This is a genomic window from Rhodococcus sp. NPDC056743 (assembly GCF_042790355.1).
Lineage (GTDB): Bacteria > Actinomycetota > Actinomycetes > Mycobacteriales > Mycobacteriaceae > Rhodococcus_F.
On record NZ_JBHTZI010000016.1, the window covers coordinates 25,215 to 42,782 of the forward strand.

At 63.8% G+C, this 17,568-nt stretch carries 17 protein-coding genes; 12 read left to right on the forward strand and 5 right to left on the reverse strand.

Annotation, left to right across the window (positions count from 1 at the left end):
- The first annotated feature begins 19 nt into the window (after positions 1-19).
- Positions 20-373, forward strand: coding sequence for a VOC family protein (locus ACFRFQ_RS29240; RefSeq protein ID WP_138872031.1), 354 nt, complete (start codon positions 20-22; stop codon positions 371-373).
- 21 nt (positions 374-394) lie between these two features.
- Positions 395-1,696 carry a M18 family aminopeptidase gene (locus ACFRFQ_RS29245; RefSeq protein WP_378665162.1) on the forward strand — a complete coding sequence of 434 codons (1,302 nt, stop codon included), beginning with the start codon at positions 395-397 and terminating at the stop codon, positions 1,694-1,696.
- Here ACFRFQ_RS29245 and ACFRFQ_RS29250 read toward each other — a convergent pair.
- Positions 1,693-2,655, reverse strand: a complete 963-nt coding sequence (locus ACFRFQ_RS29250) for a Dyp-type peroxidase (protein ID WP_378665099.1) — start codon at positions 2,653-2,655, stop codon at positions 1,693-1,695. The genes ACFRFQ_RS29245 and ACFRFQ_RS29250 overlap by 4 nt on opposite strands.
- A 252-nt stretch (positions 2,656-2,907) precedes the next feature.
- Here ACFRFQ_RS29250 and purL point away from each other — a divergent pair, with 252 nt between their 5' ends.
- The 9 genes from purL to purM all read left to right on the forward strand — a co-directional run bounded on the left by purL (position 2,908) and on the right by purM (position 13,165).
- Positions 2,908-5,196 carry a phosphoribosylformylglycinamidine synthase subunit PurL gene (gene purL, locus ACFRFQ_RS29255; RefSeq protein WP_378665100.1) on the forward strand — a complete coding sequence of 763 codons (2,289 nt, stop codon included), beginning with the start codon at positions 2,908-2,910 and terminating at the stop codon, positions 5,194-5,196.
- A 3-nt stretch (positions 5,197-5,199) separates the two neighbouring features.
- Positions 5,200-6,984, forward strand: coding sequence for an alpha/beta hydrolase (locus tag ACFRFQ_RS29260; protein ID WP_378665101.1), 1,785 nt, complete (start codon positions 5,200-5,202; stop codon positions 6,982-6,984).
- Positions 6,981-7,637, forward strand: coding sequence for a CPBP family intramembrane glutamic endopeptidase (locus ACFRFQ_RS29265; protein WP_378665102.1), 657 nt, complete (start codon positions 6,981-6,983; stop codon positions 7,635-7,637). The genes ACFRFQ_RS29260 and ACFRFQ_RS29265 overlap by 4 nt, the downstream gene beginning before the upstream one ends.
- A complete protein-coding gene (locus ACFRFQ_RS29270) occupies positions 7,637-8,029 on the forward strand; it encodes a sterol carrier family protein (RefSeq protein WP_138872037.1) in 393 nt (130 codons plus the stop codon). Before ACFRFQ_RS29265 ends, ACFRFQ_RS29270 begins: the two co-directional genes overlap by 1 nt.
- Positions 8,030-8,151: 122 nt before the next feature.
- The gene (gene purF / locus ACFRFQ_RS29275) at positions 8,152-9,729 is read left to right on the forward strand and encodes an amidophosphoribosyltransferase (protein ID WP_033233946.1); all 1,578 of its coding nucleotides are present in this window, start codon (positions 8,152-8,154) and stop codon (positions 9,727-9,729) included.
- 115 nt (positions 9,730-9,844) lie between these two features.
- Positions 9,845-10,453 (forward strand): AIM24 family protein, encoded by a 609-nt coding sequence (locus ACFRFQ_RS29280; protein ID WP_378665163.1) that lies wholly within the window; start codon positions 9,845-9,847, stop codon positions 10,451-10,453.
- Positions 10,454-10,456: 3 nt separating this feature from the next.
- Positions 10,457-11,134 (forward strand): AIM24 family protein, encoded by a 678-nt coding sequence (locus ACFRFQ_RS29285; RefSeq protein ID WP_378665103.1) that lies wholly within the window; start codon positions 10,457-10,459, stop codon positions 11,132-11,134.
- Positions 11,135-11,146: 12 nt separating this feature from the next.
- On the forward strand, positions 11,147-11,893 hold the full coding sequence (locus ACFRFQ_RS29290) for an AIM24 family protein (RefSeq protein ID WP_378665104.1): 747 nt from the start codon (positions 11,147-11,149) through the stop codon (positions 11,891-11,893).
- Between the two features lie 192 nt (positions 11,894-12,085).
- On the forward strand, positions 12,086-13,165 hold the full coding sequence (gene purM / locus ACFRFQ_RS29295; protein WP_033233949.1) for a phosphoribosylformylglycinamidine cyclo-ligase: 1,080 nt from the start codon (positions 12,086-12,088) through the stop codon (positions 13,163-13,165).
- A 166-nt stretch (positions 13,166-13,331) separates the two neighbouring features.
- Here purM and ACFRFQ_RS29300 read toward each other — a convergent pair whose 3' ends face one another.
- The 4 genes from ACFRFQ_RS29300 to ACFRFQ_RS29315 form a co-directional block, all read right to left on the reverse strand.
- Positions 13,332-13,535 (reverse strand): DUF3073 domain-containing protein, encoded by a 204-nt coding sequence (locus ACFRFQ_RS29300; RefSeq protein ID WP_033233950.1) that lies wholly within the window; start codon positions 13,533-13,535, stop codon positions 13,332-13,334.
- A gap of 224 nt (positions 13,536-13,759) precedes the next feature.
- Positions 13,760-14,713: an asparaginase gene (locus ACFRFQ_RS29305; protein WP_378665105.1), complete on the reverse strand. Its 954-nt coding sequence runs from the start codon at positions 14,711-14,713 to the stop codon at positions 13,760-13,762.
- On the reverse strand, positions 14,710-15,378 hold the full coding sequence (locus ACFRFQ_RS29310) for an MOSC domain-containing protein (protein ID WP_378665106.1): 669 nt from the start codon (positions 15,376-15,378) through the stop codon (positions 14,710-14,712). The genes ACFRFQ_RS29305 and ACFRFQ_RS29310 overlap by 4 nt, the downstream gene beginning before the upstream one ends.
- Positions 15,375-16,460, reverse strand: a complete 1,086-nt coding sequence (locus ACFRFQ_RS29315; RefSeq protein WP_378665164.1) for a YgfZ/GcvT domain-containing protein — start codon at positions 16,458-16,460, stop codon at positions 15,375-15,377. Before ACFRFQ_RS29315 ends, ACFRFQ_RS29310 begins: the two co-directional genes overlap by 4 nt.
- A gap of 116 nt (positions 16,461-16,576) precedes the next feature.
- Between ACFRFQ_RS29315 and ACFRFQ_RS29320 the strand changes: the two genes are divergently transcribed.
- Positions 16,577-17,422, forward strand: a complete 846-nt coding sequence (locus ACFRFQ_RS29320; protein WP_378665107.1) for an aminodeoxychorismate lyase — start codon at positions 16,577-16,579, stop codon at positions 17,420-17,422.
- The last annotated feature ends 146 nt before the right edge of the window (positions 17,423-17,568 follow it).

The window sequence follows — 17,568 nt, forward strand, 5'->3', positions numbered from 1 at the left end:
CCTCCTTTAATGTCGGCCCATGACACTGACTCTGGGAATGATCACATTCGACAGCCTTGATCCGGGTCCACTTGCGCGCTGGTGGGCCGAGCAGTTAGGCGGCACCGTCGCACAGGAGAACGACGGATGGTTCTACATCGTCGAGGTTCCCGGCGCGTCCACCAATTTTGCATTCCAGAAAGTCCCGGATCCCACGGCCGGAAAGAACCGAATCCACCTCGATCTGGGCAGCGAGGACCTCGACGCCGAAGTGTCGCGGCTGATAGCTGCCGGCGCATCGGAGCACCACCGCGAGAACATGGACGGATTCCGCTGGGTCACACTGACGGATCCCGACGGCAATCAGTTCTGTGTGTCCGGCGCCCACAGCTGAGTCTCTGGGGAGTCGGGCATGATGAAGGACATGACTTCCCACCCTTCTCCGACCGGGGCCGACGCTACGGGTCTGTGCAGTTTCGTCGATTCGTCGCCGTCGCCGTTTCACGTGTGTGCAACTGTGGCGTCGCAGCTCACAGCCAACGGATTTGTGGAACTCCAGGAGACTCAGGCGTGGCCGTCGGAGCCGGGACGGTATTTCCTGGTTCGCGGCGGCTCGCTGATCGCGTGGAGCACCGACGCAGTCGGCGATTCCGCGCCGTTCCGCATCGTCGGCGGTCATACCGACAGCCCGAACTTGCGGGTGAAGCAGCATCCGGATCTCACGTCGGCGGGCTGGCAGATGGTGGGCCTCGAGCCGTACGGCGGAGCTTTGCTGAACTCGTGGCTCGACCGCGATCTCGGTATTTCCGGTCGGTTGAGCGTCCGGGTGGGAAACACCGTGGAGCAAAAGCTGGTTCGCATCGACGATCCGATTCTTCGTGTCCCACAGTTGGCGATCCATCTGTCCGAGGATCGCAAGGGCGTCACCCTGGACCCGCAGCGCCATGTCAACGGAATCTGGGGTGTGGGTACAAAGCCCAAGTCCTTCATCGGATTTGTCGCCGATCGGGCCGGAGTTGCCGAATCATCCGTCCTGGGTTGGGAGTTGATGACTCACGACCTGGCTCCTAGCGCTGTGGTGGGCCTGGGCAAAGAGCTCGTCAGCGCGCCGCGCCTCGACAATCAGGGCACGTGCTACGCCGGTACACAAGCACTTCTGGCCGCGGTCGAGTCGCCGTCGGATTTTGTTCCGGTCCTTGCACTCTTCGATCACGAGGAGGTGGGCAGCATGTCCGACCGCGGCGCCTTCTCGGATCTGCTCAACACGGTCCTCGAACGAATTGTGTTGGGCCGCGGTGGTGGTCGCGGTGAATTCCTGCAGGCAATGGCAGGTTCGGTGTGCGCGTCAGGCGACATGGCACATGCGACGCATCCCAACTACCCCGAACGTCACGAACCCGCGCACCGTATCGAGATCAACGGTGGGCCGGTACTCAAGGTGAACCAGAACCTGCGATACGCGACGGATGCTGCCGGCGCCGGTGAGTTCGCGCTCGCCTGCGACCAAGCGGGAGTTCCGTTGCAGCGCTACGTGCATCGGGCCGATCTGCCGTGCGGATCGACGATCGGACCGATCACCGCATCACGTACCGGGCTGTCCACCGTTGACGTCGGGGCACCTCAACTCGCGATGCACTCGGCACGAGAGTTGATGGGCGCCGCCGACATCACGATGTATGCGGACGCTCTCGGTGCGTTCCTTACACCGAGGAGCTAGCAGGGGCTGGCCGGGAGTTTCTCGAAGAACTCGGTGGTCGGGGTGAAGAACATCGACCCCGTCACGGCTGTCGAGAAGTCGAGAAGGCGGTCGTAGTTGCCGCGCGGTGAGCCGAGGAACATGTTTTCCAACATGCGCTCGGTGATGGCGGGAGTGGCGCAATACCCGATGAAGAATGTGCCGATCTCGTCATCACCGAGGCGTCCGTACGGCATGTTGGCGCGCAAAATTTCGAGAGAGTTGCCGTCTTCATCCTTGATCGCATTGAGCGCGACGTGTGAGTTGGCCGGCATGACGTCCTTGGACATCTCGATGTCTTCGAGTTTGGTGCGCCCGATCACCCGTTCCTGTTCGTCGACCGTGATCGCCTCCCACTCGCGCATCTTGTGGATGTATCGCTGGATATGGACGTAGCTGCCGCCCGAGAAATCGGGATCTTCGTCGCCGACGGTCACCGCGGCGATCGCGGCGCGACCCGACGGGTTCTCGGTGCCGTCCACGAAGCCGATGAGGTCGCGGTTCTCGAAATACTGGAAACCGTGAATCTCGTCGACAACAGTGGCCGCGCCGTGCAGGCGCTTCGTGATCTGACGAGCCACCTCGAAGCACGCGTCCATGCTCATCGCACGAATGTGGAAAAGCAGATCTCCGGGCGTCGACGGCGCGTGATGGACGTCTCCCTGCAGAGCAGTGAACGGGCGCAGCAATGCCGGCCGCGGACCGGCGAACAAACGATCCCAGACGTCCGAACCGATGCTGGTCACCACATCCAAACCGGAACCGGGAACGCGCAGACCCACGGACCGCTGCAGGCCGGCCACGTCGGCGAGCAGCGCGCGCGTTGTGTTCTCCCCACCGGGATCTACCGTCGCCACCAGGAAAATCGCGGCAGGAGTCAGCGGGGTCGTCACCGATTGGGATTGAGCCGCGACGCCGGACTGACGCACATCCTGTGGCATGGGAAACCTTCCGTTCGAGTACTGGGTAAACACCGGACGGTAAATAAAAACCGACCGGTTACCGAAACCGTAAACGAGTGTGACCGGGACGACTTCGAGGACCCACTGCTCGCGTCGATGCCGCCGTCTGCGGAAGTCGTCGGCCCACCCCGATAGACTGTCTCCCGGCACGTTCTTTCGTTGGGCACATTCGTGGTGCCCCGCTCCGCGCCGGCTCGCTCTTGACTCCCGTAGGGAAGGGACCCCTCTCCAGTGTCTGCTCACCAGGTCGATACCGTCACGCACGCATCGGCTGATCCCGATGCCGCTCAGCCGTTCAAGGAGCTAGGTCTCAAGGACGACGAATACGCTCGCATCAAGGAGATCCTGGGCCGCCGTCCCACGGACGCCGAACTGGCGATGTACTCGGTGATGTGGAGCGAGCACTGCTCGTACAAGTCCTCCAAGGTCCACCTCGGATACTTCGGCAAGACCACCACCGATGAGATGCGCGCCAACATGCTGGCCGGTATCGGTGAGAACGCCGGTGTTGTCGACATCGGCGACGGCTGGGCAGTCACGTTCAAGGTCGAGAGCCACAACCACCCGTCGTATGTCGAGCCCTACCAGGGTGCGGCTACCGGAGTCGGCGGCATCGTCCGCGACATCATGGCCATGGGCGCTCGCCCGATTGCCGTCATGGATCAGCTGCGTTTCGGCGCTGCTGATGCCCCCGATACTCGTCGCGTCGTCGACGGTGTTGTGCGCGGCGTCGGCGGATACGGCAACTCTCTCGGTCTGCCGAACATCGGCGGCGAGACGGTCTTCGACGAGTCCTACGCAGGCAACCCGCTGGTCAACGCCCTCGCTGCCGGCGTCATGCGCGTCGAAGATCTGCATCTGGCTTTCGCTTCGGGTGCGGGCAACAAGATCATTCTGTTCGGCGCACGCACCGGTCTCGACGGAATCGGCGGTGTCTCGGTTCTCGCGTCGGCGACGTTCGATGACGAGGGTGGGGACACCGGCGGACGTAAGAAGCTGCCTGCGGTTCAGGTCGGCGACCCGTTCACCGAGAAGGTGCTCATCGAGTGCTGTCTCGACCTCTACAAGGCCGGCCTCGTTGTCGGTATCCAGGACCTCGGCGGCGCCGGGCTGTCCTGCGCCACCTCCGAGCTGGCTGCAGCCGGCGACGGCGGCATGCACATCAACCTCGAAAAGGTTCCGATGCGCGCCACCGGTATGACCCCGGCCGAGGTGCTCTCGAGCGAATCGCAGGAGCGCATGTGCGCCGTGGTCACCCCCGAGAACGTCGACGCGTTCATGGAGGTCTGCAAGAAGTGGGACGTCCTGGCCACCGACATCGGTGAGGTCACCGACGGTGAGCACCTCACCATTTCCTGGCACGGCGAGACTGTCGTCGACGTGCCGCCGCGCACCGTCGCTCACGAGGGCCCGGTCTACCACCGTCCCGTCGAGCGTCCGGCAACGCAGGATGCCTTGATCGCGAACACGACCGCTGGACTGAAGCGTCCCGAAACCGACGCCGAGCTCGAAGCGACCCTGCTGAAGATGATCGCCTCACCGGCCCTGTGCAGCCGCAAGTGGATCACCGAGCAGTACGACCGCTACGTCCGCGGCAACACCGTTCTGGCCGAGAACGCCGACGGCGGCGTCATCCGCATCGACGAGAAGACCGGCCGCGGAATCGCACTGTCCACCGACGCTTCGGGCCGCTACACCGCGCTCGATCCGTACACCGGTGCGCAGCTTGCATTGGCCGAGGCTTTCCGCAACGTGGCAGTAACGGGCGCGACGCCCAAGGCCGTCTCCAACTGCCTCAACTTCGGTTCGCCTGAGGACCCGGGTGTCATGTGGCAGTTCCAGCAGGCCGTTCGCGGTCTCGCCGACGGTTGCGCCACGCTGGGCATCCCCGTCACCGGTGGCAATGTCAGCTTCTACAACCAGACCGGAACCACGGCGATCCTGCCGACGCCGGTGGTTGCCGTCCTCGGTGTGATCGACGACGTTCACCGCCGCATCCCGACGGGCCTCGGGCTCGAGCCCGGCGAGACGCTGATCCTGCTCGGCGACACCCACGACGAGTTCGACGGTTCCATCTGGTCGCAGGTCGAGCACGGCCATCTCGGTGGCGTGCCGCCGAAGGTCGACCTCGCCCGTGAGCAGCTGCTCGCCGACATCCTGCTCGCTTCGTCGCGTGACGGCCTCGTCACCGCAGCCCACGACCTCTCCGAGGGTGGACTGGCGCAGGCTGTCGTCGAAGCCGCGCTGGCCGGCGAAACCGGTTGCCGCATCCTGATTCCCGAGGGTGCCGATCCGTTCGTGACGCTGTTCTCGGAATCGTCGGGACGTGTCCTCGTTGCAGTTCCGCGCACCGAGGAGACCCGTTTCACCGGCATGTGCACCGCCCGCGGTTTGCCGTGGACGCGTATCGGAGTCGTCGACGAGGGCAGCGACTCGGTTGAGGTCCAGGGACACTTCTCCGTCACGATGGCCAAGCTCCGTGAGGCCTTCGAGGGAACGCTGCCCGCACTCTTCGGGTGATAGATGGTCGATTCCGGGGAACTGACTTCCGCTGACAGCCAGCCGCAGGAACATCACCTGCGGCTGGCTGTTCCCGCATCTCTCGAGAAGCTGGACAACCGCTTCACCGAGTGGGCATGGGGGCTCCTCAAGCTCGACTTCACCGGCATCGCGTTTGCCGCATTCTTCTTCTGCTGGTCGCTGACTCCTTCACTGTTGCCCCGTGATTGGCTGTTCCAAGGACTGATCGGCGGTATCAACTCGGCCATCGGCTACGGCGTCGGAACGGCCATCGGGTGGGCTGTGGAGCGATATGTGCTTCGCGGCCGTCGCTGGTGGCCTCTTCCTGAACCGGTTCCGTCGGCGATCAAGGTTTTCGTTCCAGTCGCGTCCATCGTCGCGGCGATCATCATGCTGGTCTATGCGGCCGGGTGGCAACGTGAAATCGCGGCACTGACCGACGCCGAACGCACGACCACCTCGGGATACATCCGAACCCTCGGGCTGAGCCTACTAGTCGGCGGACTACTCATCTCGATCTGGCGAATGCTGTACGACCTCGTGAAACTCATTGCGCGAGTACTGATGCGGCGGTTCCACATGTCGCGGTCGGTAGCCAACGGGGTCGGCGTTCTGGTTGTGACAGTTCTGTTCTTCATGTTGGTCGACGGCGTGCTGGTGCGCGGAATCTACGCCGCGACCAACTCGATCTTCAGCCTGCAGAACTCCACCACGAGGGACGGCGTCGTCGAACCACAGGATCCGATGAAGTCCGGTAGTCCCGAATCTGTGGCTTCCTGGGACACATTGGGGTTCGAGGGACGGAACTTCGTCTCGCGTGGATTGAACGCGCAGGAACTCGAAGCTGCCAACGGCACGCCCGCGATGGATCCCATCCGGGTGTATGCAGGCCTGGAAAGTGCCGAAGATCCGGATGAGCGCATGGATCTGGTCATCAAGGAACTCGAGCGGACCGGTGCTTTCCAGCGCAAGGTGCTTGTTGTCATTCCGACGACAGGTACAGGTTGGGTGAATCCCACAGCGGCACAGGCGATCGAGTTGGTCGGAAACGGCGATACGGCGCTCGTCGCCAGCCAGTACTCATATCTGCCGAGCTGGATTTCGTTCCTCGCAGACCAGGAAAAGGCGCAAGCTGCCGGACGCCTGCTGATCGAGCGGGTTCACGAAAGATGGCTCCAGGAACCGGAAGCCACCAGACCCAAATTCATGGTCTACGGCGAAAGCCTCGGCGTCATGGCCGGGGCCGGCGCCTTCGACACTCTTCAAGCTGCCCGCGAGACCGCCGACGGAATCCTGTGGGTGGGCCCGCCCAACGCGACGTCGTTGTGGCGTTCGATAGTGCAACGACGCGACCCCGGCACAACCGAAGTGGCACCTGTCTACGCCGACGGTCTGGCCGGGGTGCGGTTTGCGGATCGCGCCGAAGACATTCCGACCGAAGCAATGGTGTGGCCGGACCCCCATGTGCTGTTTATCCAGCACCCGTCCGATCCCGTGGTGTGGTGGTCGCCCGACCTCATGTTCAACCGCCCCACATGGTTGAAGGAGATCCCCGGATTCGACCGGTCACCGTCGATGAAGTGGTTCCCGATCGTCACGTTCTGGCAGGTCTCTGCCGACCTCGGTAACGCTGCGGGTGTTCCGGACGGGCACGGCCACAACTACGGAACCTCCGTGCTCGACGGCTGGGTCAGCGTTGTTCAACCAGAAGAGTGGACTGCCGCCGACACGGAGCGAGTGCGAGCGTCGTTGGTTGCCGCCCTGAAGTCCCAGGGTCCGGAGAAGTGAGGGGAGTGGCGTCGATAGCGCTCTCGGTAGCCGCGATCACGTGGAGCAACGTAGTGCTTCCGGCGTTCGGACTTTCACCCCGCGCCCGGGCAGTGGTGAACACCGTCGTGGGGTGCTCGGCAATCGGAGTCCTGCGGGCACGCGGATACAGCCGTGAGGAATTGGGATTGGCCCACACCGGCATTCGTGGCGGCGCTCAGTTCGGGGGAGCTGCGGCCGGGGCCGTCCTTACCGGTTACAGCGTTGCCTTGGCCGTTCCGTCATTGCGCGCGACCCTTGCTGCCGACGAGCGTGCCGACGGTCGCGAAGACTTCCTCGAATGGATCATCCTGCACATCCCGTTCGGCACGGTACTGTCCGAAGAATTGTTGTTCCGCAGTGCTATGTCCGCGGTCTGGAATCGTGAACTGAACCGACCAACAGCGCAGGCCGTGCATGCACTCACCTTCGGGTTGTGGCACGTCGCGCCGGCTCGCGGCGCCGGCGACAACGTCCCGGCCGCAGTGGCCTTTACCGGAGCGTCGGCGTTGCTGTTCGAGTGGCTGCACCGCAGAGGTGGCAGCGTCCTCGCACCGGCGCTGCTGCACCTGGCGACCAATGCCGGTGGAGCACTTGCTGTTCGAATCGCCACCAATGGACAGGGAGCGCACTGATGCCACCGCGCCGTGCGGTCGACCCCGCAGAATTTCGCGCCGCGATCCTCGCTGTCGGACCGTGGCTTCGAGATCCGGAGCTTCCGAAGCCTTCCCGCGCCGAACTCGGCGCGGCAGTGAAGATGAGTGCTCGCACGCTCGAACAGATTGCTCCCGGATCGAGCGTCGAAGTGCGCGTGCCGCCGTTTGTGGCGGTGCAGTGCATCGAAGGTCCGCGTCACACCCGCGGCACTCCGCCCAACGTCGTCGAGACGGACGCTCGAACGTGGTTGCTGTTGGTCACCGGACTCCTCGAATTCTCCGAGGCCGCAGGTGACGGGCGAGTCGACGCGTCAGGTAGCCGGGCTCCGGAAATTGCGCACTGGCTTCCCCTGCTTCGGCTGGCTGCGTAGCAAAGACTGATCGGTCCGATTCTCGGTCCGATTCAAGGCAAGGTTGCCCTGGGCAAGGCACGAGGAAAATTGGCCGTAGACTGTGTGTGCCCCCCAACCCCTGCCCACAAAGGGAGCGCCACGTGACTCGTGCCGATCTGTCGGTCAACAGTCCAAATCTCCTCGCTACGAACCCGTCCGACGAGGACGAGAACGAGCCCCGCGAAGAATGCGGTGTATTCGGCGTCTGGGCGCCGGGAGAGGATGTGGCGAAGCTCACGTATTACGGACTGTATGCGCTGCAGCACCGTGGTCAGGAAGCTGCCGGCATTGCGGTGGCCGACGGCTCCCAGGTGCTGGTATTCAAGGATCTCGGCCTGGTGAGTCAGGTATTCGACGAGCAGACCCTCGCAGCAATGCCAGGTCACGTCGCCGTCGGACATTGCCGTTACTCCACGACCGGTTCCACGACGTGGGAGAACGCGCAGCCCATCTTCCGCACCACCACGGCGGGTACGGGCATTGCCCTCGGCCACAACGGCAACCTCGTGAACACCGCTGAACTTGCGAGCCGTACGCGTGCCGCCGGCCTGGTCAACGACAAGCGCCCCAACGCCGCGACTTCCGACTCCGATCTCATCGGTGGACTCCTGGCACACGCTGCCGGTGACAGCACCATCGAGCAGGCCGCCATGGAACTGCTTCCCACGTTGGAAGGCGCCTTCTGCCTCACGTTCATGGACGAGCACACCCTCTACGCAGCGCGCGATCCGCACGGAATCCGTCCGCTCTGCCTCGGTCGACTCGATCGCGGCTGGGTGGTAGCGAGTGAAACCGCCGCCCTCGACATCGTGGGCGCGTCGTTCGTCCGCGACATCGAACCAGGCGAACTGCTCGCGATCGACGCCGACGGCGTCCGCTCCTCCCGTTTCGCGAACCCGACGCCCAAGGGTTGCGTCTTCGAGTACGTCTACCTCGCCCGGCCGGACAGCGTGATCGGTGGCCGTTCGGTGCACTCGACCCGCGTCGAGATCGGCCGCCTGCTCGCCAGTGAGCACCCTGCCGAAGGTGACCTGGTCATTCCGGTTCCCGAGTCCGGCACCCCGGCAGCCGTCGGGTACGCACAGGGTTCAGGCATCCCCTACGGCCAGGGACTGATGAAGAACGCCTACGTCGGCCGTACCTTCATCCAGCCGTCGCAGACCATTCGTCAGCTCGGTATCAGGCTCAAGCTCAACCCGCTCAAGGAAGTTATCCGCGGGAAACGTCTTGTGGTTGTGGATGATTCGATCGTCCGCGGCAACACGCAGCGCGCGCTCATCCGGATGCTCCGCGAAGCCGGTGCTCTCGAAATTCACGTCCGCATCGCCTCGCCGCCGGTCAAGTGGCCCTGCTTCTACGGCATCGACTTCGCCTCGCCGGCCGAGTTGATCGCCAACGGAGCCGGCGGACAGGACGCCACGTTCGAGGAGATGCTCGACGGTGTGCGTCGTTCCATCGGAGCGGACAGCCTCGGCTACATCTCCACCGAGGGCATGATCGCGGCCACCGAGCAGCCGGCAAGCCGACTGTGTGCTGCCTGCTTCGACGGCACTTACCCCATTGCGCTTCCCAAGGAGACGTCGATGGGTAAGAACGTCCTCGAAGGGATGCTCGAGAGCGCGGCCGGTTCGGCTGCCACCCGCGACAACGACAACGCGAGCGCGCTCAGCCGCCCGTAATCCGTCAAAACGGACAATCTGCCGCCCTGCTTGTCGGGGCGGCAGATTTTTTGTGCTTCCAGTCACTTCCACCGTCGGAGCTATCTGGCATAGTGCCCTCGTGGCGCAACTGAGAATGGATGGGCATCGAGTCCTGGTCGCGGACCTGATGGGGGACACCATCAAAGCGATCAGTGGATCAATGGTGGCGTACGAGGGTGCGGTCACCTTCAAAAACGCCGGAATGGGTGGCGGGGGCGGAATCCGCGCCGCGCTGAAACAGAAGGCAGCCGGAGAATCGCTGTCCTTGATGGAGGTCAGCGGGCAAGGCACCGTCTACTTCGCCGTGGACGCCCAGGACATCACGATCGTCGAACTCAACAACGACACTCTCCATGTCGAAGCGTCGCAGCTCTTGGCGCTCGTCGGACAGCTACGCACCGACGTGAAATTTGCCGGCCTCCGTGGGGCCGGATCAGGCCAAGGATTGTTCACGACAGTTGTCAGTGGCACCGGTCTGGTTGCGGTGCTGTCGAAGGGCGGGCCGATCATCGCGCTCGAAGTCAGCCCGCAGTATCCGCTCGTTGCCGACCCCGACGCCTTTGTCGCCCACCGCGGACAACTGAATCAGAGCTTTGTCACCGACGTCACCTGGCGGTCCGCGATCGGCGGTGGCAGCGGTGAGGCGTTCTCGTTGCGCTTCGACGGATCCGGTGTCGTCTACATCCAGCCAGAGGAGCGCTGACCCATGCCGTTGGAAAAGGTGAACAGCAAGGTCGTCAAGTCGACCCTCGTTCCCGGGCAGAACGTGCTGGCCCGCACCGGATCGATGCTCTACTACACCGGCGACGTCAGATTCATCCCGCACAGCATGGGTGGCGGTCCTGGTTCGATGCCGAACATGGGCGGCATCGCGGGCATGGCCGGCCGGATGATGTCGGGCGAACATGCACGCATGATGGCGGCAGAAGGACAGGGTGAGGTCCACTACGGGCACGCCGGGCTGTACGTCGACGTCATCCATCTGGACGGTTCGTCGATGCTCACGGTGGAAGCAGACCGGCTCCTGGCTCATGACGCCTACCTGCAAAGTTCGATCGTGGCGCTGACGTCGCAAGGCGGTGTGCGCGGTGCCGTTCGCGGGGCCATGACAGGGCAAGGACTGTTCACGACACAACTGCACGGTCAGGGAAGCGTCGCGGTGCTCTCACACGGTGGGGCCATTCCTCTGCAGGTCGGTCCGAACCATCCCCAGGTTGTGGTGGACCCGCAGGCGTACGTGTGCCATCTCGGGCAGATCACCGTCGACATCTCCGCCAACGTCGGCTGGCGTGAAGCCGTCGGCAAGGGCTCGGGGGAGTCCATTCAGCTGAAGATGACCGGTATGGGCACCGTCTGGGTTCAGGCGTCCGAGCAGAAGTTCTGAGGAAGAAATCGAATGAGTATCGAAATTCACACTCCGGCGTCCCTGCCCGCGAACGACAACGTCCCGGGCAATGACTACGCCTTCTGTATCGAGCTGACCGGGCAGCCCTGGTTCACGTCCAAAGGCGCCATGATCGCGTACTACGGCATGGTCAATTTCGAGCCGCTGGGACGCACAAGCATGTCGGCGATGGTGGCGGCCAGATTCTCGTCGCCGCTGTACGCCGACGACTGGGTGATTGCCCAGGGCCAGGGCAAGCTGATTCTCGGCGACCGCGGATTCAACATCAATTCCTACGATCTCGACGACGGTAACCTCACGATCCGCGCTGCCAACCTGCTCGCCTTCGAGAACGGTCTCGAACTCAAACAGTCAATCGTGCCAGGCTTTTTGACCTTGCTCGGTACCGGGAAATTTCTGGCGTCGTCCAACGGTCCGGTCATGTTTGCCGAACCGCCGTTGCGAATCGACCCACAGGCCCTCGTTGGCTGGGCCGACTGCCCGTCGCCGTCCCACCACTTCGACGCCGACTGGATGCAGAGCTTCCTCGGATCGGTGCGGGGAACCGTGTTCGGCGCGAATACAGGCGAAGAGAAACAGTTCGATTTCACCGGCGCCGGGACCGTGCTGATTCAGTCGAGCGAGAAGGTCCTCAACGACAAACACCTCCTGCGACATATCCAGTCGGAGACTGTTGCACTCGGGCAGAACAGTCTGCGGGCGCTGCACACCTCGATCGGTTCGCAGCTCCAGAACTGAGCTCGAACGGTACGCGAGGTCTCGTCAGCTGCCTGTGTCCGGTAGCGTAAGGGCGTAATCGTCGGTATTTGTGTGCGCTGAGGGCTTGTTCGCTCGAGGCGACCGCTTCGGCACGTCGCGAGGATTACACAACACATACCTGTGCACGGAGAAAACGTGCACGAGAAATACTAGGGCTGGAGTAGTAATCCGATGACCGAGGACAGTCACCGCACAGCAGGCGCCTCCTACGCAGCAGCAGGAGTCGATATCGCCGCCGGCGACCGGGCGGTGGAACTCTTCGCCCCCATGGCCAAGAAGGCCAGCCGCCCCGAGGTCATGGGTGGCCTCGGCGGATTCGCCGGATTGTTCTCGCTCAAGGGTGACTACAAGGAGCCCGTCCTCGCTGCGTCCACCGATGGCGTCGGAACCAAGCTGGCCGTCGCTCAGGCGATGGACAAGCACGACACCGTCGGACTCGACCTCGTCGCAATGGTTGTCGACGACCTCGTCGTCTGTGGCGCCGAGCCGCTGTTCCTCCAGGACTACATCGCAGTCGGACGCGTGATCCCCGAGCGAGTTGCCGAGATCGTGGGCGGCATCGCCGAAGGCTGCATCCAGGCAGGCTGCGCTCTCCTCGGCGGCGAGACCGCCGAGCACCCCGGCATCATGGCCGACGGTGATTACGACCTCTCCGCCACCGGCGTTGGCGTCGTGGAAGCGGAGAAGCTGCTCGGACCGGACCGCGTCCGTCCCGGCGACGTCGTCATCGCCATGGGATCCTCGGGTCTGCACTCCAACGGCTACTCACTGGCCCGCAAGGTGCTCCTCGAGATCGATCGCATGAACCTGAACGCGCACGTCGACGAGTTCGGCCGCACCCTCGGTGAGGAGCTCCTCGAGCCCACCAAGATCTACGCCAAGGACTGCCTGGCCCTCGCTGCCGAGACCGACGTCCGCACCTTCTGCCACGTCACCGGCGGCGGCCTCGCCAACAACCTCGGGCGCGTCATGCCCAAGGGCCTCGTTGCCGAACTCGATCGTGGAACATGGAGCCCCGCGGCTGTCTTCGCGATGATCGCGCAGCGCGGACGCGTCGAGCGCGCCGAGATGGAGCAGACCTTCAACATGGGTGTCGGCATGGTTGCCGTCGTCGCTCCCGAGGACGTCGACCGCGCGTTGGCCGTTCTCACCGCACGTCACATCGACTGCTGGACGCTGGGAAGCATCAAGAAGGCCTCGGACGCCGCAGCCGAGCGTGCGTTCCTGGCTGGAGATCACCCGCGCTTCTGAGGCCGGTAAGACCACAAAGCTGCCCCGCCGATTCATTTCGGCGGGGCAGCTTTTTTGTTCAGATCAGGGTGCTCAGATCAGGGGTGGCTGGACCAAAGCACGCAAAAATGAGGAAGAGCGATCAGCTCTTCCTCATTTCACAGTCTGCGCAGATGGCAGTGCGCGGTCAACGCCGCCAGTCGTCGTAGTCGTCCTCTCGCGAATGCCCTTCCCTATCGGAAGTCTGGTCCGATCGGACACTGCTCCGATGCGAGTTGGTCGATCCACCTGCGAGCTCTCGTTGCAGGCTATCGAAATCCGTGGTCGGTACGCTGTACTTCAATTCGCGTGCAACCTTGGTCTGCTTTGCCTTAGCCCGGCCGCGGCCCATGGCTGACCCCCTCGCGCTTTCGCGGGGCGGCCTGGGGAATTTGGCGGCCCCGTTTGAGTGTGTAAGTTTCCTGACACACACTCTAGCCTGGAAAAGTCGCTTCCGCTTCCACGTAGCCCTCGTCGCCGTGTCTGTTTGCTCTCACTATGGCCGCGAGCTGCCAGGATGCCGACAGAACTGCTCAGAACTTTGTTAGAACTGCGCAAAAGTTTTCCCGGAACTGCTCAGAAGTGCCCCGGAATCGCTCGAATCGTGCCTACCCGAGCATCCCCACCGAACACCGGAGCCGACGCCAGAGCGGCCAGCTCTTCGGTCCATTCGGTGTTCATCCGCCTGAGTAGGGCGGCAGCCAACGGAAGCAGGGCCCGCTCGTGACCGTCGTCGATCTTGAGAGCAAATGCCGAACCGTCGGGGAGGGCGCCCGCGTAGATACCGTCGTAACCGGTCTTGCTGAACAGACCGGGCACCGCGGACATCAGACGCTGATCGTTGCGCCCGGTTCCGGAGACCAGGAACGGGTTGGCTCGCACGGCGTCGGCGACAGCGCGTTCCGGGGAATCAGGCGTCGCCGACGGCAGACGACCGAAAGCTCGAGCGAGATTCGACAGCGAGAGTGGCACGATCGGCAGGCCGCAACCGTCGATTCCCAGCTCCTGCTCCTCCTCCCCGCTGAGATCGAAGATCGTCTCCGCGATCGCGAGTTGCAGGGGGTGTGTCGGTTCCATGTACGTCTCGAGCGGCCAGTCGTTCACCACACACGTGGCGAGCATCGCGGAGTGCTTGCCCGAACAGGTCATGTAGATCGGGCTGGGGAGCTGGCCCGCGGCAATCAACTCGGCTCGGGCAAGTTCGTTGCCTGGCAGATCGGCAGGGCACTGCAATTGATCGACACGCAGGTCGTAACGATCGAGTAGACCCTCGACGAGTTCGATGTGGTCGGCCTCACCGGCATGCGACGACGAAGCGACGGCCAGTTCCTCCGGGCTACTGGGTTCGAAGCCGTTGCGCAGGGCCGCGACGGCCTGCAACGGCTTGTTGGCGGAACGGGGATAGATGGGTGAGTGGACTTCGCCCACTCCCACAACCAGGTCGCCGTGAGCGTCGAGGATGACGGCCGATCCGCGGTGTACACACTCGCGGAATCCGGAACGGACAACTTCGACCAGTTCAATGCTCACGAATGCACCTGTGTTTCCGCTCGTTCGACGAATGTGCTGATCCGCTCGCGGACGTTCGGCGCAAGGTCGTGGTGACTGTTCAGCAGTTGTCGCAAGTGTTCGGGGTCTGCGCCGGCGAATACCTGTCGAACCGTGACGCCGTGGTCCGGGACATGCACCCGCGTCACGGTATCGCCGGCCGCGAGGGTGCCCGTTCGGTTCACTCGCAGATACGCGCCGACGTCGGCTCGATGGGTGAACCGCTTGACCCAGCCTTTCTCGCCCGACCAGAGGCCGAAGGTGCCACACGGCACGCGGGGCCCGGTGACCTCGAGTTCCACCACGTCGGACGAGTCCGCTCCGGTGATGTGCCAACGTTCGCCGATGACGGCGTCGGTCACGGCGATACCGCTGATGCGAAGGTTCTCACCGAACCAGCCGGGATGGAGGGGTCTGCCCAACTCCGTCGACCAGCGTTGCGCTTCGACGTGGTCGTACGCGTAGACGGCTTGATACGCGCCGCCGTGGAACTCGGTGTCGCACACATAGTCGCCGCCCAGGCCGAGTCGGCCCAGGGGAACCCGGCCGTCGACGGATCGTTTGTCGATTGCGGTTCGAGTCACACGTTTGACGCCGCTGTCGCGTTCGGTATGTACGACGCACACGGCGTCCACGACGCCGGTCACTTGCCGCGCAATCGGTTGACGGCTTCACGTCCGGCTTGAGGTGCGTTGTCGTCCACAATCGAGTCCGGATCGATCGACGCGGCGCTGGGGCCGGCGACCAATTCGGTCCCCGCGGGGACGTTGCGCTTGACCAGTGCGAGCGCGATGGGTCCGAGCTCGTGGTGATTGACGACGGTTCCGACGCGGCCCACTGCGCGGCCGCCGGCTGTGATGGGGTCGCCGGGTTCGGGGAGGGCGTCGGCGCTTCCGTCGAGGTGCAGGAGAACGAGGTGGCGTGGTGGCTTGCCGAGGTTGTGCACGCGCGCGACGGTTTCCTGGCCGCGGTAGCAGCCCTTCTCGAGGTGGACCGCGCCGTGTTCGGCGGGGCCGCCGATCCATCGAACCTCGTGCGGGATGGTCTTCTCGTCGGTGTCGAGCCCGATGCGAGGGCGGACGGCTTCCACGCGGAGGGCCTCGAAGGCCCATGTTCCGGCCGGTGTGGCGCCGGCCTCGGTGATTTTGGCCCACCAGATTGCCAATTGGTCGCGGGGTACGAGGAGGTCGAACGAGTCTTCGGTCGGCCACGGCATCCGACGGACGAAGCCGCCTCCTGGCAGAGCCTGCGCGTCGTACACGTCGACGGGCGCACTCGTGCCGACCGCGTCGAGGACGGCGGTGGCCTTCGGGCCGAGAAGGCTCAGAACGGCAAGTTCGTTGCCGTCGCGGGGTTCGGCCTTGGACCAGAACACCATCTTCTTCAGGAAGGCGAGGAGTTCGGGCCCACGATCGGCTTCGGTGTCGATCCAGGTGACGCCGCCCAGGTCCGTCTGGACAAAGTGGTGTTCGACGCGGCCGTTGATGTCGAGACTGAGGTTTTCGGCGCTCTTCCCGTCCGGAAGTGCAGCAACGTGCTGGCTCGAAATGGTGTGTAGCCACGTGAGTCGCTCGTCGCCGGGAATGGCGATGACAAATCGGTGGCTGCGATCGACGACAACTGCGTCGCGCTGCGCAGTCCGTTGCTCACTGAGCGGGTCGCCGTGATGCCACGCGACGCCGATGTCGACCGATCCGTCCGGGGCTGCGACCGCACCGGGGGCAGTCATGAGTGGGCTGTTGGGCACAAGAGCGTTGTCGACCACGTCACCAGTCTAGGAGTGTGGTCCGCGCGTTGGTCGAGTGCGGGGCGTGAGTGGTGTTTTCCGTCGCTAGTGTTGAGGGTATGGCTGATCGCGTATTGGTAACTCTCGACCACGAGGTGCTCGATGCTGATGCACCCTTCCTCCATGCTGACGACTTGGCTGTCGTGCGGGGCGACGGAGTGTTCGAGACGTTGTTGGTTCGGGGTGGCCGAGCGCGGGTGGTCGAAGGCCATCTGAGCCGACTCGTTCTGAGCGCCGAGGCATTGGGTTTGCCTGCTCCGGTGCTCGACGACTGGCGTCTGGCGATCGAGATGGCTGTGGAGGAGTGGGGGAGTGAGAAGGAAGGCGCTTTGCGTCTCGTCCTGACGCGCGGTCGCGAGAGTGGGGACAAGCCGACGGCGTTCGTGATGGTCGGACCCGTGGCCGATCGGGTGCGGCAGGTGCGTGAAGCGGGTTTGTCCGTGATCACGCTCGAACGCGGGTTCTCGGTGGATTTGTCGGCACGCGCGCCGTGGCAGTTGCTGGGCGCGAAGACGTTGTCATACGCAACCAACATGGCTGCACTGCGTTACGCCGGCACTTTGGGGGCCGATGATGTGATCTTCGTCAGTTCCGAGGGCAATGTGTTGGAAGGGCCGCGGTCGACGGTTGTGGTCGTGCGGGACAGGACTTTGATCACACCGCCGCCCGCGCAGGGCATTTTGATGGGTACAACGCAGCGTGCGCTGTTCGACGTCGCCAAGGGTGCGGGCTTCGACAGTCGTTACGAAACCCTGCGACCTGCAGATTTGATCGCTGCGGACGGAGTGTGGATGGTTTCGAGCGTCACGCTGGCTGCTCGCGTCACTACACTGGACGGCTTTGTTTTACCAGAGCCCAAAGTCGCTGCCGAATTCATGAAGTTGGTCGAACGGGCCGTCGAGTAGACGGCCTGGGCGTTTCGGGCGAATAGGAATCTTCGACGGTCTCTACTACTTTGAGTAGTAGCAAAGTCCTGCGGTCCAAACCGGACAGCAGTACCGTGTCCGCAGGGGCCGAGCGAACGCCCGCGTCTCGATCCCCGAAGCCTGTC

Coding starts and splice junctions, on each gene's coding strand:
- ACFRFQ_RS29240 (WP_138872031.1), top strand. CDS start 20: ATGACACTGACTCTGGGAATGATCACATTCGACAGCCTTGATCCGGGT.
- ACFRFQ_RS29245 (WP_378665162.1), top strand. CDS start 395: ATGAAGGACATGACTTCCCACCCTTCTCCGACCGGGGCCGACGCTACG.
- ACFRFQ_RS29250 (WP_378665099.1), bottom strand. CDS start 2,655: ATGCCACAGGATGTGCGTCAGTCCGGCGTCGCGGCTCAATCCCAATCG.
- ACFRFQ_RS29260 (WP_378665101.1), top strand. CDS start 5,200: ATGGTCGATTCCGGGGAACTGACTTCCGCTGACAGCCAGCCGCAGGAA.
- ACFRFQ_RS29270 (WP_138872037.1), top strand. CDS start 7,637: ATGCCACCGCGCCGTGCGGTCGACCCCGCAGAATTTCGCGCCGCGATC.
- ACFRFQ_RS29280 (WP_378665163.1), top strand. CDS start 9,845: ATGGATGGGCATCGAGTCCTGGTCGCGGACCTGATGGGGGACACCATC.
- ACFRFQ_RS29285 (WP_378665103.1), top strand. CDS start 10,457: ATGCCGTTGGAAAAGGTGAACAGCAAGGTCGTCAAGTCGACCCTCGTT.
- ACFRFQ_RS29290 (WP_378665104.1), top strand. CDS start 11,147: ATGAGTATCGAAATTCACACTCCGGCGTCCCTGCCCGCGAACGACAAC.
- purM (WP_033233949.1), top strand. CDS start 12,086: ATGACCGAGGACAGTCACCGCACAGCAGGCGCCTCCTACGCAGCAGCA.
- ACFRFQ_RS29300 (WP_033233950.1), bottom strand. CDS start 13,535: ATGGGCCGCGGCCGGGCTAAGGCAAAGCAGACCAAGGTTGCACGCGAA.
- ACFRFQ_RS29315 (WP_378665164.1), bottom strand. CDS start 16,460: ATGACTGCCCCCGGTGCGGTCGCAGCCCCGGACGGATCGGTCGACATC.
- ACFRFQ_RS29320 (WP_378665107.1), top strand. CDS start 16,577: ATGGCTGATCGCGTATTGGTAACTCTCGACCACGAGGTGCTCGATGCT.